Here is a 15,489-nt window from a genome sequence, read left to right as displayed (position 1 = left end):
GCTTCTAGCTTGCGAATTTGTCTTAATTTTCGAATTCAAATTGTGATGTATATAATTGATGGTAGAAACCTTTTTTATCTAATAACTCTTTGTGAGTTCCTTTTTCAATAATAAGTCCATTATTAACAACTATAATAACATCAGCATTTTTAATTGTGCTTAAACGGTGGGCAATAACAAATGTTGTTTTATTTTTCATTAACTCTCACATAGCTTTTTGAACGATTTGTTCTGTTGCTGAATCAATGTTTGAAGTGGCCTCATCTAAAATAAGTAAGTTTTTATTCGAAAGAATTGCTCTAGTCAATGAAAGGAGTTGTCTTTGACCTTGTGACAAGTTAGCACCATTGTTTTCGATCATTGTATCATAACCTTGAGGCATATTCATAATAAAATGATGGGCATGTGTCATTTCGGCAGCTTGAATAATTTGTTCATCAGTTGCATTTGGATTCGTCATTTTAAGGTTATCTTTAATTGATTCATTAAATAAGAACGAATCTTGAAGCACAATTGTCATATGATCTCTTAATTTATCTGTTTTGATGTTTCTAAGTTCATTTCCATCAATTTTAATCGAACCCTTAGTGTAATCATAATATTTAGATAAAAGAGAAATGATTGTAGTTTTACCAGCACCAGTTGGACCGACAATCGCAACAACTTGACCTGGTTTAATATCGAATGAAGCTGCTTTTAGTTGATATTCTAGCTTGTCTGGATTGTATTTGAAATATACATTATCAAATTGAACGTGTCCTTTAATTGAGTTAATATCAATTATTTGATTTGATGTATCAGGTTCAGCAATTTCTAAAAGTTTGAAAATTCTTGATGAAGATGCAATTCCAATTTGTGCATTAAATGCACTTGATAAGATGTTTTGGAAAGGTCCCATAAAGTTTCAGTTAAGCGAAATAAATAAGATAATAAATGCAGGTGTTGCATTTCCGTTTTGGTCAACTCCAAGTCCGATTAAGTTTCAAACAGATATTTGTTTGAAATAAAAGATTGCAGCAAGACCTGAGATAAGCAAGATAACAAAGTTTGCTATAAGTGTATATCAGATATCAAATGATTTAGCAATTACATCACCTTTGTAAGCACTTTTTCTAATATCATATGTGATTTTTTCAAGTTCACTATAAACGTATGCTTGTCTATCAAATGAGTTAGTTACTTTTGTATTTGTTAACATTTCTTCAACAAAAGCGTTAAGTCTCCCAAATGAGTTTTGTACTTTAACAAAGTAAGGTTGTGATTTTTTAATTAGTAAGAAAACTAATCCAAATAAAATCAGTGTAACAGGTAAAACAATTAATGTAAGAAGTGATGAAACTAACATAAGTACAATAATTGTTATACAAATGTTGAATATACTTGTTACAACTTGTGTCATCATTTGGAATAATGAGTTAGCCGTATTGTTAACATCAACAATTAAAGTTGATATCAAGTCTCCTGTTTTGTTTTTATCATAAAAACTAACAGGCATTTTTAATATCTTTTCAAGCAGTTCTTTTCTAAGCGTTGCACCAGCTTCAAAAGATAGTTTGATATATAACCTTTGTTCTACATATCTACAAATACCGTACAAGATAAACGTAAGTGTAAGTGCAGATAGCATTAATATAAAGTTGGTTAAATTAAATTTATCAGGGTAAGTTGTTTGTGAATTAAGATAAGGTTCAAAGAAGATTTGTATGATTATTCCAATTAAGAAACTACCAATGATATAGAAAATAGAGTTGAGTAATGAAAATAAAAGAGCAACAAATAATATTTTTTTACTTCTACAAAAGTACGAAAGTAATTGTTTAAGTGTTTTAAACACTTTAACTTGCTCATTAGCTTGTAAATCTTGAGCTATTTCTTTTTGTTCTCCTCTTAAATCAGACATATTTACTCCTCCTTTCTATTGATCTAATTGGTTAGTTGCTACATCTTTATATCATTGACAAGAATTAAGTAATTGTTCGTGAGTTCCTTGGTCAAGAATTTTTCCATTTTCAAGAACTAAAATATTATCAGCATGCTTGATTGAGTTAATTTTCTGAGAAATAATAATTGTTGTACAAGAGTAATTTTCTTTAATATTTTTAATAAGTTGCTTTGTGGTTAAGTTATCAAGAGCAGAAGTTGAGTCATCTAAAATTAAGATTTTGGGGTCAATAATTAAACTTCTTGCAATTGAGATTCTTTGCTTTTGACCACCACTTAAGTTTTTGCCTTTTTGTTCGACTTTGTGATTTTCTCTATCCTCGAATGTCTGAATAAAGTTTCTTGCACAAGATGTCGCAAGAGCTTTTTGAAGTTCTTCATTAGTTGCATTAGGTTTAGCAAATAAAACGTTTGATTTAATTGTTCCTGAATATAAAAGCGCATCTTGGTAAACAATAGCTACGTTCTTGTGTAAGTTATGTGTGTTGATGTCTCTGACTTCAATACCATTAATTAAGATATTTCCGTTTTCTTGAATGTATTTCATATTGTTAACAAGTAAGTTAACAATTGTACTTTTACCTGAACCAGTTGGTCCGATAATTCCTAAAGTTTTACCACCTGGAATTTTGAAGTTAATGTTTTTAATTGCATAATCTTCAGCTGTATCAAAGTATTTGAAGTTAACATTTTTAAACTCAACCGAATAATCAGTTACATCATTAGTTTGTGAAATTATTTTTCCATTTGGAACAAATAAATCATCATATTTAGCATCTAAAACTTGAACTATTCTACCTGAACTAATTTTTGCTCTAAACATAGAACCTAAGAATTGTGAGAATAAAATAATTCCACCAGCTATAACAAATTCATATTCGATGAACACATTAATCTTTGCGATAAACTCACCATCAATGCTTGGGTTTTGGTCTAATTTAACTTTTCCTATTGCGTAAATTAAGACAACAATAAAGTTAACAATTCCAAAGAATGCAGGTGTTCCGATTGCAAAGAATTTAAAAATATTCTTTTCAGTTTTTACTCATTGATTATTAGCGTGATTGAATTTTCTTTTTTGTTGTTCTTGTAAATTATTTGCTTTTATAAATCTAGCACCATTTACAGTTTCGTCAACTTCTTTTGTAATTGCATCAAGATTTTTTCTGTTTTGTTTAAGTTTAGGGTTTACCTTAATGAATATAAATACCATAACAAAAAGAAGTAAAGGTATAACGGCTAAAATCGAGTAAGTGAATTCTAAATCTGTTGCAAAAGCAAATACTAATCCAACAATAATAAATAATGGTGCTTTAACAAGTGACGTTGATGCACCGACTAAGAAATCTCAAAAGACAGCAACATCATCATTGATTCTTGTTATTAAACTTTCGGTTGTTAAATTAGAAATATCTTTGAGACTAAGTTTTTGATATTTAGCAAATAAAGCATTTCTATAAAAATTCGAAGCTCTCTCGCCAGCTCCGATGATTATCATAGTTGAAGCTATAGCAGTTATTGCTGTAAGTGCAAGTAATACTAAGATTGAAATTAATAAGAATACAAATGCATTAGTTCAGCTTGATGATTCATACAATTGTAAGTTCTTAAAAATTGTAATTGTGTATATTTCTTGACTACCTTTTGTAAGTAAAGGTAAGAATTGACTAAGCACAATTGGCAAAATCATTGTGCAAGCAACATTTAAAATAACAATGATGATACCAATGAAAAATCTCATTTTAATGTTAAATGGCAAAATTTTGAACATCTTATACATAACTTACTCCTTTCATTAATTTGTCTTATATATAATGCATACATTATATATATTTTTAATTTTTATATCTTCAATTATTTATAAGGGTCAAAAAAAGGTATAAAAAAAATGGCGATCACGAGAGGATTCGAACCTCCGACCACAAGCTTAGAAGGCTCGTGCTCTATCCAGCTGAGCTACGCGACCACGCTAAAACTATTTTACATTATTTTTGTTAATTCAAAGAATAAAAATTTAATTTTATTTATCAAATTAAGATTATAAGAAAGACAAAAATAAATCTAAGTTGTCTTTCTTATTTTTATATAATGAAACTATGAAAATAATTAAAACAACAAAAGAGAATTTTTCTTCTCTAACAACAAGACAAAAAATATCATTCTTTTTAGCAATTGGTATTGTATTTGTCATCATATTAGCAACACTAATAAACTGACATTTAACTTCAACAAAAATTTCACAAGAATTAATAACTTTATCAGATGAAGCTAAATCTGAACTCCTAAATAGATCAAGTATTCACGGTTACAAAATGCTTCAATCATTTTGAAGAGTTAATTTGACATTTACGTGACTTAGTAATACATTTTTAGCAATATCTGCAGTTATATTTGCATTAAAAATGAAAAATCATAAAGCACAACAAACTTTCTTCTTGTCAATTATTTACATTTCAATTACATTCTTAATATATTGAACATTAATCTTTGTACCTGAATTAAAAGAATTTAAACCACTTTACTTTTTTAACACGTTCATAATTCACGCAGTGTCACCAATTTTAGGATTTGTGATTTTAATCATAAATCGTAAAGAAATTCAAATTTCAAAGAAAACTGTTTATTTAAGTATTATAACAATGTTATGTTACTACTTCTTTGCTTTAATTACATTCTTCATGTCAACACCAATTTATGATCAATTTAAAGATGTTGAGCTTAAGAACGGAAATAGATTGACAAAAGAACTTGATATGACTATATATGGTTTCTTAAACTTCCGTGAACCTTTATTTTATAAAGGAGGAAATGTAGCGATTGTGTGTCTGTTAAACTTTGTTATTTTTGGAGTAGGATTTGTTTTAACTCCATCAATCGGTTATTTATGAGCGAAAGTATTGAGAATTAAATTCGCAACTAAAACAACTGACAAAGTAGATTGAATTAGACGTTAACAGCATCCGAAACATCACAAATTTATATGTGGTGTTTTTATTTTTGAGGCTTGCATTAAGTGATAAAAGAAAAAAATAGATGAATTTCAATTGTTTTTGATGTATTTTGTACATTAAGTAAAAAACTAGATTAAAAAAGAAGTGCACCTTATTTTGACTCACTTTACAATTCGACAATAATGTACAATTCTTACACTTTATTTTTTGTTTCTCTTTTTAATATATTGTTATTCCACATAATCACTAATTACTGTGGTGAGTATTAGTACAAGTTTTATTCTTGTATCTTCTTTAGATGTAAGTGTTGTATAGATATAAAATGCATTTTCACCATCTCCATCTATATCTTCTTTTGTAGCTTTATATGAGATATTGTAGAATTTTTGAACTTCTGGTAATGAATCATTACTTTGATAAATTGAAATATCTGTGTCTATATTAATGTCTTCTGGGTTAATTTTTGTTGATACATCTACATCTTTTGTAAATCTAAATGTTGGTATTATCCTTACTATAAAATCAGTAACTGTTTTTATTTTTGATGCAAAATTTGATCTTTGTTAATTAATTCATCAATTGTCATAGTAATAGCACCATCATTTTTGAATTTATATACTGTTTTTTGTCTATATTAGTAAATGCAAGGTTATGTCATAAGTATTTTTGTTATTTATAAAATGGTTAAAATTTCATATATAAAACATAGAAAAATTCGCAACATCCTAATTCATTAATAATGATCAGATCATTTATAGAAAAAAATGAAACAAAAATAGAGAACATTTTATTGTTCTCAATTTTTGATATTAAGTTTATAAATTTTTATATTAATATTGTTTTTTAGCAATGGCTATAATTGAACCGATGAAAGAAAGAAGTATTAAAAGAGCTGGTAAACATAGACCTATAATATATAAGATCATCGTAGCTTTATTACATTTAGAGATTCTAACTGCACCCACAATGCATGTAATAAATAGAGCAAACCCTAATCCCATAGCAGGCATAAGACTTATGATGCTAATAATTACGGCAATGATTGCTACCTCTTCTTTATCTTTAGAAACTTCGTTTAATAATATGGGAGTTAAAGAAGCTGCTATAAAATATATTGAAGCAAACACCATTGTTAAAATTGATAAAACTAATATTGGAACTGATAAAAATTTCTTTTGCATATTGAAGTAATCCTTTTTATAAAGTTTGCTTAAATCAAAACTTTTAGATTTTGAAGGAGTAAAACTAATTGTTTATTATTGAACTATTTAAAACATTGAACTAAATCACATGCATCTATCTTTAAATTATAATAAATATTGAATTTAATAATCATACACAAGTGAAAGAAATCACTGATTATTGGATGTTGGAAGTGACTTTTTGAAACATTACATTATGCAATTTATAATGAAGTTGTTATTTTTTAATTACTGTTATTGTTAGATAGCACTATCGTTATAAAATGATTCAATGAAATATTAACAAAGATAAATGGTAATTTACTGTAAGTAATAAAATGGAAAAAATCTTGGTATTATGATACATATTAGGATATTATTTTTTAATAGTTTTATTCCTCCCACTTCTTATTCTAAAAAAAAAAAAAAAAAGAAAAGAAAAAGTTAAAAAACTTTGATTTAATGTGAAAAAATGTGAAAAATTTACATTTTTCGCTATTAAATTACACCAATTTGAATCAATTACTTAGTTTTTAATTGAGGATTTTCTAACTTTGAAAACAGTCAGATTAAAAATAGAGAACTTTTGTATTATTCTCTATTTTTATATTTGATTTTATAAATTTAATATTAGTATAATTTTTTGTAAATAGCCATACTTGCTGCAATTATAGTACAAATTGGGAAGAAAAATCCAACGATATATAAAACCATAATTGTTGTATTTTCGCTCTTAATTCTAATAGTAGCAATGATTTGCATAATAAATACAGCTAAACTAACTCCACTCATTAAAAGTGAAACAAGAATCGTACCTACACCGGCACCAACAACTCCAGCAGCGGCTGCATCAGCACCAACACTAGTTGCTGCACCTGCGGCTACTGCTGCTGCTGCAGCTAATCCGATTAAAACAAAGATTAAAATGCTATTTAAAATTGATAATACTAATATAGGTAATGATAAAAATTTCTTTTGCATATTTATTTTTAATCCTTTTGTGTAATTTTTAAATTTAAATATTGACATTTAGAAAGAATGAAATTATTTTAGCTCAATTGATTACTTGTGAAACTTAGAAAAATATTTATATTCAATTAGTTAAGATTAACTTTAATAATTAATAATTGATAGATTAATTAATTAGATGGGCGTTTAATGAAAATCATTTTTTTTAAATCTAAACAAAATGAATAATTGAGTTGTGGAGAATGGAATGTTATATTCTTGTGTATTTTTTGGTCTTATGAACTAAATAATTTCACCCTTTCTAACCCTTATTCTAAAAAAAAAAAAAAAATGGAAAGAAAAACATAAAAAACTGCAATTTAGTGTGAAAAATTTACATATTTCTTTGTATTTTAGATAAATTTTGAAATAAAAAAACATCAAGCATAAGCTTGATGAGTTGAATAAATACTATACCAATTTGTCGAAAATATCTTCACCTGTTTCAGTAACAATATCAACACCAAAGTTTCTAGCGACAATGTTTCCTGTTGTTCCTAATCCTTCAAGAACTGGTAACACTTTTGGTGATTTGAATGATTTAGAGTAAACTGTAAGTGGTAAGTATTCTCTTGTGTGGTTGAATCCAGGGTAAAGAGGGTCGTTTCCGTGGTCACTTGTCATGATTAATAAATCATCTTCTTTAAGAACGTTGATTAATTTTCCTAATTTAACGTCTAAGTCAGCAATGTTTTGTGCGTATCCACGAACATTTCTTCTGTGTCCAAAGTGTGAGTCGAATTGAACTAAGTTTGTGAAGATAAATTGATTTTCTCCATCTTGCATAGCTAATTCAATTGTAGCATCCATTCCTTTTTCATCTGAACCGGATGGAATGTGTCTTGAGATACCTTGTCCAACGAAAATGTCGTTAATTTTACCGATAGAAATAACTTCAACACCTGCTTTTTGTAATTCATTTAAAATCATTTCACGTGGTTGGTTTGCGTAGTCATGTCTGTTGAATGTTCTTGTGTAGTTACCCTCTTCTCCAATGTATGGACGAGCAATAATTCTACCTACGTTTCATTCTGGACGTGATGAACAAATTTCACGTGCAGCTTTTGCATATTTGTATAAGTTATCTAAACCTGTTCATTCTTCATGAGCACAAATTTGAAGAACTGAGTCATTTGATGTATAAACAATGATTGCTCCACGTTCTTTTTCTTCATGTGCTAATTCATTAATAATATCTGTTCCTGATGCAGCTTTGTTTCCGACAATTGGACGTCCATCAAATGCTTTTGATAATTCGTCGATTAATTCTTGTGGGAATCCGTTTTCTGCAAATGTAGGAAATGGAACTAAAGTTTTAATTCCCATCATTTCTCAGTGTCCTGCTAATGTATCTTTAGCATTTGAAACTTCTTGGATTTTAGCAACATAACCCATTTGGTTTTTTTGTCTGTAGTCACCATTTAAGTCTGTAATGTTTCCAATACCTAATTTTCTTCAAGTGTCAATTTTAAATTCATCAACCATTGATGCAGATCTAATTGAGTTTGCACCATCATCTCCAAAACGTTTTTGATCTTTATCTGGTCCGATTCCTAAACCATCTGTAACAATCATAAAAACACGTTTAAATTTAGCCATATTTAATCTCCTTATATAAAAAACTGTAATAATGAAATATGCTTATATTTTATTCCTTTTTTTAATTTTATTTATCTAATTTATTTTACTTAAATCATGTTTTTAATATAAGCGATCAAAACTTTAATTTATTTAAATTAAATTTCAAATAATATACAATTTAAAATTATGTTAAAAAAGAGAAATAAATTATTTTTATCATTATTAGCAACTCCAGTTGTTGCTTTTCCTATTGTTGCATCAGTTTCTTGTGGTTCAGTAGATGACTTTGAATATCAAGTTTCTAGATTTGATGAACTTACAAAATATCTTGAAAATAAAGTAAATAATGAAAACCAAACTGAGTTATTCTACTTATTAAAAGCTGTGCAAAATGCAAATGATTCATATAAAGTTGTTAAAGAAAGATTAGCTAAAAAAAGAGATGAAGGCGAAACATTCGCTGCTATTGAATATGAAAAATGAACAGCTACAATTAAAGCTAAAATTAATCAAGTTAATACACAAGCAGATCTTTTTAGAAAAGAACCAACTTTAGCAAGTTCTGATGAATTTCCTGTTCTAGGACTTTATTTATATATTTACGGTATAAATCCAAGAGAATGAAACTATGTTACTGAAGTTAGTGATTTAATAAATGAATATGTAAATACAAATATCCAAAGTTCAAAAGCAACAGAGTTAATTAATAACATTGCAAATAACCTTTATGTTGTTTCTAAATTTTTAAATAATCAAGAGAACATTGATGCAGTTTTTCCTAATAATCCTGAAAACAAAGCTCAATTTGATCGAATTAACGAAGAAATCAAGCAAAAGAAATATTCACACAAAATTCTTAAAGACTTACAAAAGAAAGATGAACAGGAAAAATTCAATGAATATAACAATATGTTATTAAGTCAAGCTAATTTATATTCGGCTTCATTAATTAATAATCCAAAAGAGGCTGAATATGCACCTATAATTGAAAAGATTAAATTCATTTTGAACTACAACTTAAATATGATCGCAGTTGTAAATTATTCAATTAATGATATTGTTAGAAAAATTTATTCTTCATTCTATAAGACATATGAATTTAACGAGTTGTTAGATGGTGAACATACAAATATGATTAAGGATAATATCATCAAAAAACCTTTAGATACATATAGGGAAATGAGTGTTCAATTATCTAAAGTTTCACTTAAAGAGATTGATTTAACTGCATACTATGACGGTAGAATTGATTTTGAAACTAATGAATATGTTCATCAAATAGATAATTACTTAGATAACAAAATCAATGAATTAGTAGCAAAAAGAGAAGAAGAGGAACGTAAAAAGCAACAAGCTGCAAACTCATCTTCAAACGAATTAACTGCTCCAACAAATTAATAATAATTCAAAGTCCTGCACAATTTTATTGCGCAGGTTTTTTTATCAAAAATTAAAAAATACGACCTTAAACTTTCTTTTTTAAACTTTTTCAAAGAGTTATTTATGATTCATTTAAAGCAAGTTAAATTCATTGAGAAAAATCGAGCAAATTATCAGAATTTTTTTCAATTTTCCATGAAAATCACGACTTATTATTAAGCTGAATATTTTTTTCTTAAAATTCCTCCCACTAATTTTTCAAATATTTGCAAATTTTGACTAATTTTCATCAATTTTGCTTAATTAATTTAATTTATTAAATTAGTAAAAAATGGAAAAAGAGCACTTTTTCCATAAAAACTATCAAAAATTCAAAAAAATCAGATTTTGGTAAGTCTGATTTTTTTGAATTTTTCACATTTATGAAAAATCTAAAAAATTTTGGTAAAAAAATAAATATTTTTTGAATGCTTGTGTAATTTGGTGTAGAATTATGGTGGATAGTGGGAGGAAGTGGTAAATATGTACGGCGAATACTCAAGAAACATAGATGATAAGAACCGTGTGGTCATTCCACCGGTCTTCAGAGATGAACTCGGTTCGAAAGTTTTTGTTACCATCGGTTTTGATGGTAATGCTGAAATTAGATCAATCGAAGAATACAAAGCTTACATCAGAATGATTGAAGAAAATAATCGTTTTGATAGAAATGCACGTATTCTTGCAAGATACATTTTAGGAAACACTTACGAAATCGACCTTGATAATCAAAACCGTATCTCATTACCAAAAATTATCATTGAGAAACTATCCATCAAAAAAGAAGTTATTTTCATTGGTGTAGGTTCAATTGCTGAACTATGATCAAAAGAAAAATACGATGAATTCAACTATCAATACTCTCTTGATGATATAGCAAATATCGCTCAAACCCTTTCAGGTCATGGAACAAAGTAAATTACATTATTCAGTTCTATTAAACGAAACAGTAGATTCACTGGATATAAAACCAGATGGAATTTATGTTGATTTAACTGTAGGAATGGGTGGTCACTCATCGGAGATATTAAAAAAACTTACAACAGGTCACTTATATGCTTTTGATAAAGATGATTACGCTTTAGAACAATCAAAAGTAAGACTTGAAAAAATAAGTAATGATTTCACACTTATTAAAAGTGACTTTAAAGATTTTGTTTCAAAATTACACGAACAAAATATCTTTAAAGTCAATGGAATTATTGCTGACTTAGGAATTTCATCACCACAAATCGATCAAGCAGAACGTGGATTCTCATATAACAAGGATGCAAAACTTGATATGCGTATGAATCAAGCGCAAGAACTTGATGCTTATTATGTAGTTAACTACTATGATGAAGATAAATTGGCTGATATATTATGAAAATACGCTGATGTAAAACTTAATAAAAAAGTTGCGAAGGCCATTTGTAATAATCGTCCAATTAATACTACATTAGAGTTAGTTAATGTCATAAAAAGTGCATATCCAGCCGCATTACTTAGAGAAAAAAATCCAGCTAAAGCAATTTTTCAAGCAATCAGAATTGAAGTTAACAATGAACTTGATTCATTAAAACAATTACTTGAAAATGCACTTGGTATGTTAGATACAAATGGAACTTTAAGCATTATTACATTCCATTCTATCGAAGATAAAATGGTAAAAAATGCATTTGCAGAAGTTTCCAAATCTAAAATACCATCAAAAATGCCAATTCAAGAACAAAAAGAATTTATAACTAAATCAATCAAAGCTTCTAGACAAGAAATTGAAGAAAACAATAGATCAAGAAGTGCAAAACTAAGAATTATTAAAAAATTAAAATAAAGGAGTAATTATGAGCAAGTACATAGCAAACTATCATATAACAGATACAAATGCAGAATTTGTACTTGTTAAATATCAAAATGATAATTACTTCAATGTTTTAAGTCGTACTTCAGAATATAACTCATTTGACATTATAACTTTTGATGCGTGATATCAGCAATCTGCTGTAGCAACAAAAACAGTTGTAAATGATAGTGAGCTAGAGCTAAATGTAATTTTTGATGACAATTTATTTGAAAACTTATCATTTTCAAGATTTATCAACCAATTAGATAATAACAACAATCTAATTAACTCTTCAGAGGTTGAAAAATCACTTGAAAACTTAATGCAAAAACACATTAAATTCTCAAACTTAGAGAATTTCATTTCTTCACCAACAATTAACTGAACAACAGTTAAAGGTGATATTAGCAAAGAATATGCAAATGTACCTACAGATAGAGAGTACACAAAAATTAGTCAGGTATTTTCATTATTTGACACAGGTTTAGATAGAACAAACTTAGAAACATTAAAAGAAATGTTCACTAAACCTTATTCAGGAACAAACTTAAGAGTTACTTTCTATCTTAAGTCACAATTAGTTGCAAGTAAAATTACAGATACAGCTGTTCAAAGCATTGCTGTAGACTTAAACAAAAATTATTTATCACTTTTTGTTGTTAAAAATGGAAAAATTTTCAACTACAAAAAATATGACAATATTTCATTAAATTACTTAGTTAATAAATTAGCAAATCATCTTAAGGTAAATAATCAACTAGTTGCCAATATGATTGATTACCACACAAGATTAGATGAATTTTCAAATGGATTTGATGAAGATGCTGAAGTTTACAAATTTGTTGTAGCAAAATACAATGAATTTAAAAAACACTTATCAAACTTAGTTTTAGATTTTTACAATCTAAATAGAAAACATTTAGATTTACCAAACTTAAAAAGCTTAATTGTAAATTCAGAAAATGAATTTATCGCAAATGATTTAAAAGAATCATTTAGCAACAATTTCAATCAGCTACGTGTTCAAAATTTATTAGCTGACAACGTTTTTACTTTATTTACTTTAGAAAACAAATTAATTCAGCAAGCTATTTTACAAAGTAACAATATGCTTATTGAAAAGGATCGAAACAACACTATTATTAGTAGAATAGATTATTCAAGATCAAAAAGAAATATCTTTGCAAGAATCTTTACAAACCTTTTTAACCATAAATAAGGAGTTAAAAAATGGATCAATTAACCCAAAATAGTCCATATAAAAAATGAGAGAACTTTAAAATCACCATCATTGGCGTTGGTGGTGCAGGAAATAATGCAGTAAATATGATGATTGATGAAAATTTGCCAAACATCAATTACATAGCTGCAAACACAGATTCTCAAGCATTAGAATACAGTAAATGCGAAAATAAATTAACTCTTGGAAAAAGTAACAATGGTTTTGGTGCCGGTTCAAATCCAGAACTTGGATTAGAACTTGCTAAAGAAAGTATTGAAGATATTAAAGAAAAATTAAGCGGTTCAAAAATTGTAATAGTAACTGCTGGATTTGGTGGTGGAACAGGTACTGGAGCAGCACCATTAATTGCTCAAATTGCCAAGGAGCAAGGTGCATTAGTATTAGGTATCATTTCTACACCATTCGCATATGAAGGTAAAGCAAGAAATAAAATAGCTACAAATGGTATTGAAAATCTTAAACAAAATACAGACGCATATTTAGTTTTATCAAACCAAAAAATTTCAGAATTGAACCCATCAGTTCCGAGTGCAGACTTATACAGATTAGCTAACGTAAGTTTAAAAAATATTGTAGTTGCAATTAATGACATTTTAAACAAAGTAGGATTTATCAACATTGACTTTGCTGATTTTAAAAATGCATTGACAAATTCAGGTAAATCAATCATTAACGTTACACAAGGTTCAGGAGAATCAAAAGTTTCAAAAGCGCTTAACAAGCTTTTTGAACCAAACTATTATGATTATCCATTATTTGCACCTTCGAGATTATTAATTAACTTGCAATATGACCAGAATACGACATCAGCTCAAATTCAAGAAGCAATTATGGGTGTTTACAAAAAACTAAACATCGATGAAGCTAATGAATCAGAAGCTATCAAAATAGGTCAAGAAATTATCAATACACCACACAATGCAGGATTTTTCAAAATCACTGTAATTGGTTCAGGTGAAGATGAGCAAGTTAACAAAAACATCTATGTGCAAGAAGAAAAAGTTGAAGTTATAGAACAAATCAATGAGCTAGAAGACATCAGACAAGACACAATTATTCTTGAAGATGCCCAAGCTATTATTGAACAAGAAATCAAGTTACAAACTCAAGATACAGAAATTCTTAAAGTTGAAGAAGATGCTGCAGATACATCAAAAGAAAATCCTTCTATAGAATTATTAAACTACTTCAATATTCCAAACGAAAATGAAGTAGATGATTCAAAAACAAAGGTATGATTTAATTAAAATAATCGATGTCTTTGAAGAATATTTTAATCACAAAAATATGCTAATTTTTCACAGTTCTAAAGAACTGTTTTTTTATGCAATTTTTGCAATTGCATAATTTAAAATTAGCTAATTTAGTTGATATCAAAATCAAAAATTAATTTGTCAATTAACTAAAACTACTTTCTGTAATGCTTATTTAACTAGTTTAAAAATTTTATTTTTAAAAAAAACAATTTAAAATTATATAAATTAAAAAAGTAAATATACAAAAGGAGTCAATATGGATAAGAAAACTAAAGAAAAAAGAAAATTCATTGACTTAGTTGAATTTAGAAAAAATGAGATAAATAACGCTCGTGTTAAAGCGCAAGCAGAAAAAGAAGCTTTAGAACACAAAAAATCACAAAAAGCTCTTCCTTGATACAAAAAAGATTTGACTTTTAACATTCTTGGAATAGTTTTCACATTACTTGTAATGGTGCTAATCATCCTAATCGCATATTTTGTTAAAGGTGCATAATGAATGTTGTTGCAATCATTTCATTAGTTATAGGCTGCTTAACTTTTATAGCAATCCTAGGACTTTTGGGTTACTTCTTAAAACCAATGATTTCTACATTTGTTGGAAATAAAATCAGAAAATCAAAATATGAAAAATTAGGAAAAAGTAGTCAAATTCGTTTAATTAACCAATTAAGAGAAACAGTTGATTACTTATCAAAAAACAAAATTGGTGCTCTTATTACGATTGAAAACAATGACAACATTGATAACTTAAGAACTGATGGTGTTGTTGTTAACGCAAACATTTCAAGCAGTTTGCTTATTTCGATTTTTAATAAAACATCTCCATTGCACGATGGTGCTGTGGTTATTAGAGATAACAAAATCTACTATGCAGCTACATTTTACAAAATAACAAAAAGAAGTTTTGAAGCTAATTATGGCTCAAGACATAGAGCTGCTTTGGGAATTTCTGAACAATCAGATGCAACTACAATTGTAGTTTCAGAAGAAAATGGACAAATTAAAATCATCAAAAACGGAGCAATGATAGATACTGAATTAGATCATTTCCAAGAAGATTTAATTAAGTACTTAAGTGAGTAAT

The 15,489-nt window shown here is 27.7% G+C and carries 13 protein-coding genes and 1 tRNA gene; 9 read left to right on the top strand and 5 right to left on the bottom strand.

Going from position 1 to position 15,489, the window contains the following annotated elements:
- Positions 1–22: 22 nt before the first annotated feature.
- The 3 genes from VBN07_RS01405 to VBN07_RS01395 form a co-directional block, all read right to left on the bottom strand.
- Positions 23–1,900 (bottom strand): ABC transporter ATP-binding protein, encoded by a 1,878-nt coding sequence (locus tag VBN07_RS01405; protein WP_323177536.1) that lies wholly within the window; start codon positions 1,898–1,900, stop codon positions 23–25.
- Between the two features lie 15 nt (positions 1,901–1,915).
- On the bottom strand, positions 1,916–3,721 hold the full coding sequence (locus VBN07_RS01400; RefSeq protein ID WP_323177535.1) for an ABC transporter ATP-binding protein: 1,806 nt from the start codon (positions 3,719–3,721) through the stop codon (positions 1,916–1,918).
- A gap of 109 nt (positions 3,722–3,830) precedes the next feature.
- Positions 3,831–3,907, bottom strand: a tRNA-Arg gene (locus VBN07_RS01395).
- Positions 3,908–4,037: 130 nt separating this feature from the next.
- Between VBN07_RS01395 and VBN07_RS01390 the strand changes: the two genes are divergently transcribed.
- Together VBN07_RS01390 and VBN07_RS01385 are read left to right on the top strand one after the other, a co-directional pair.
- On the top strand, positions 4,038–4,895 hold the full coding sequence (locus tag VBN07_RS01390) for an MAGa3780 family membrane protein (RefSeq protein WP_323177534.1): 858 nt from the start codon (positions 4,038–4,040) through the stop codon (positions 4,893–4,895).
- A gap of 864 nt (positions 4,896–5,759) precedes the next feature.
- Positions 5,760–6,083: a hypothetical protein gene (locus VBN07_RS01385; protein ID WP_323177533.1), complete on the top strand. Its 324-nt coding sequence runs from the start codon at positions 5,760–5,762 to the stop codon at positions 6,081–6,083.
- 620 nt (positions 6,084–6,703) lie between these two features.
- Here the strand turns inward: VBN07_RS01385 and VBN07_RS01380 are convergent.
- Together VBN07_RS01380 and VBN07_RS01375 are read right to left on the bottom strand one after the other, a co-directional pair.
- The gene (locus VBN07_RS01380; protein WP_257089626.1) at positions 6,704–7,054 is read right to left on the bottom strand and encodes a hypothetical protein; all 351 of its coding nucleotides are present in this window, start codon (positions 7,052–7,054) and stop codon (positions 6,704–6,706) included.
- Positions 7,055–7,492: 438 nt separating this feature from the next.
- Positions 7,493–8,680: a phosphopentomutase gene (locus VBN07_RS01375; RefSeq protein ID WP_257089628.1), complete on the bottom strand. Its 1,188-nt coding sequence runs from the start codon at positions 8,678–8,680 to the stop codon at positions 7,493–7,495.
- Positions 8,681–8,848: 168 nt separating this feature from the next.
- On the opposite strand from VBN07_RS01375, the gene VBN07_RS01370 reads away from it, so the two are divergent.
- The 7 genes from VBN07_RS01370 to VBN07_RS01340 all read left to right on the top strand — a co-directional run bounded on the left by VBN07_RS01370 (position 8,849) and on the right by VBN07_RS01340 (position 15,488).
- Positions 8,849–10,060 carry a hypothetical protein gene (locus VBN07_RS01370; protein ID WP_323177532.1) on the top strand — a complete coding sequence of 404 codons (1,212 nt, stop codon included), beginning with the start codon at positions 8,849–8,851 and terminating at the stop codon, positions 10,058–10,060.
- Between the two features lie 504 nt (positions 10,061–10,564).
- Positions 10,565–10,999 (top strand): cell division/cell wall cluster transcriptional repressor MraZ, encoded by a 435-nt coding sequence (locus tag VBN07_RS01365; protein WP_323177531.1) that lies wholly within the window; start codon positions 10,565–10,567, stop codon positions 10,997–10,999.
- Entirely contained in the window at positions 10,986–11,894 is a 909-nt protein-coding gene (gene rsmH / locus VBN07_RS01360) for a 16S rRNA (cytosine(1402)-N(4))-methyltransferase RsmH (RefSeq protein ID WP_323177530.1), read from the top strand. Before VBN07_RS01365 ends, rsmH begins: the two co-directional genes overlap by 14 nt.
- A gap of 10 nt (positions 11,895–11,904) precedes the next feature.
- Positions 11,905–13,122, top strand: coding sequence for an MAG3720 family protein (locus tag VBN07_RS01355; protein ID WP_323177529.1), 1,218 nt, complete (start codon positions 11,905–11,907; stop codon positions 13,120–13,122).
- An 11-nt stretch (positions 13,123–13,133) separates the two neighbouring features.
- Complete coding sequence (locus VBN07_RS01350; RefSeq protein WP_323177528.1) at positions 13,134–14,393, top strand: cell division protein FtsZ; 1,260 nt, start codon at positions 13,134–13,136, stop codon at positions 14,391–14,393.
- Positions 14,394–14,658: 265 nt separating this feature from the next.
- Positions 14,659–14,898, top strand: a complete 240-nt coding sequence (locus VBN07_RS01345) for a hypothetical protein (protein ID WP_323176435.1) — start codon at positions 14,659–14,661, stop codon at positions 14,896–14,898.
- Positions 14,898–15,488 (top strand): diadenylate cyclase, encoded by a 591-nt coding sequence (locus tag VBN07_RS01340; RefSeq protein WP_257089643.1) that lies wholly within the window; start codon positions 14,898–14,900, stop codon positions 15,486–15,488. The genes VBN07_RS01345 and VBN07_RS01340 overlap by 1 nt, the downstream gene beginning before the upstream one ends.
- Position 15,489: the final 1 nt, after the last annotated feature.

This window comes from Mycoplasma sp. 4404, assembly GCF_034863325.1.
Taxonomy (GTDB): domain Bacteria; phylum Bacillota_I; class Bacilli_A; order Mycoplasmatales; family Metamycoplasmataceae; genus Mycoplasmopsis.
Note: the sequence above shows the minus strand (reverse complement) of the source record. Positions and strands in the feature narration are given on the sequence as shown.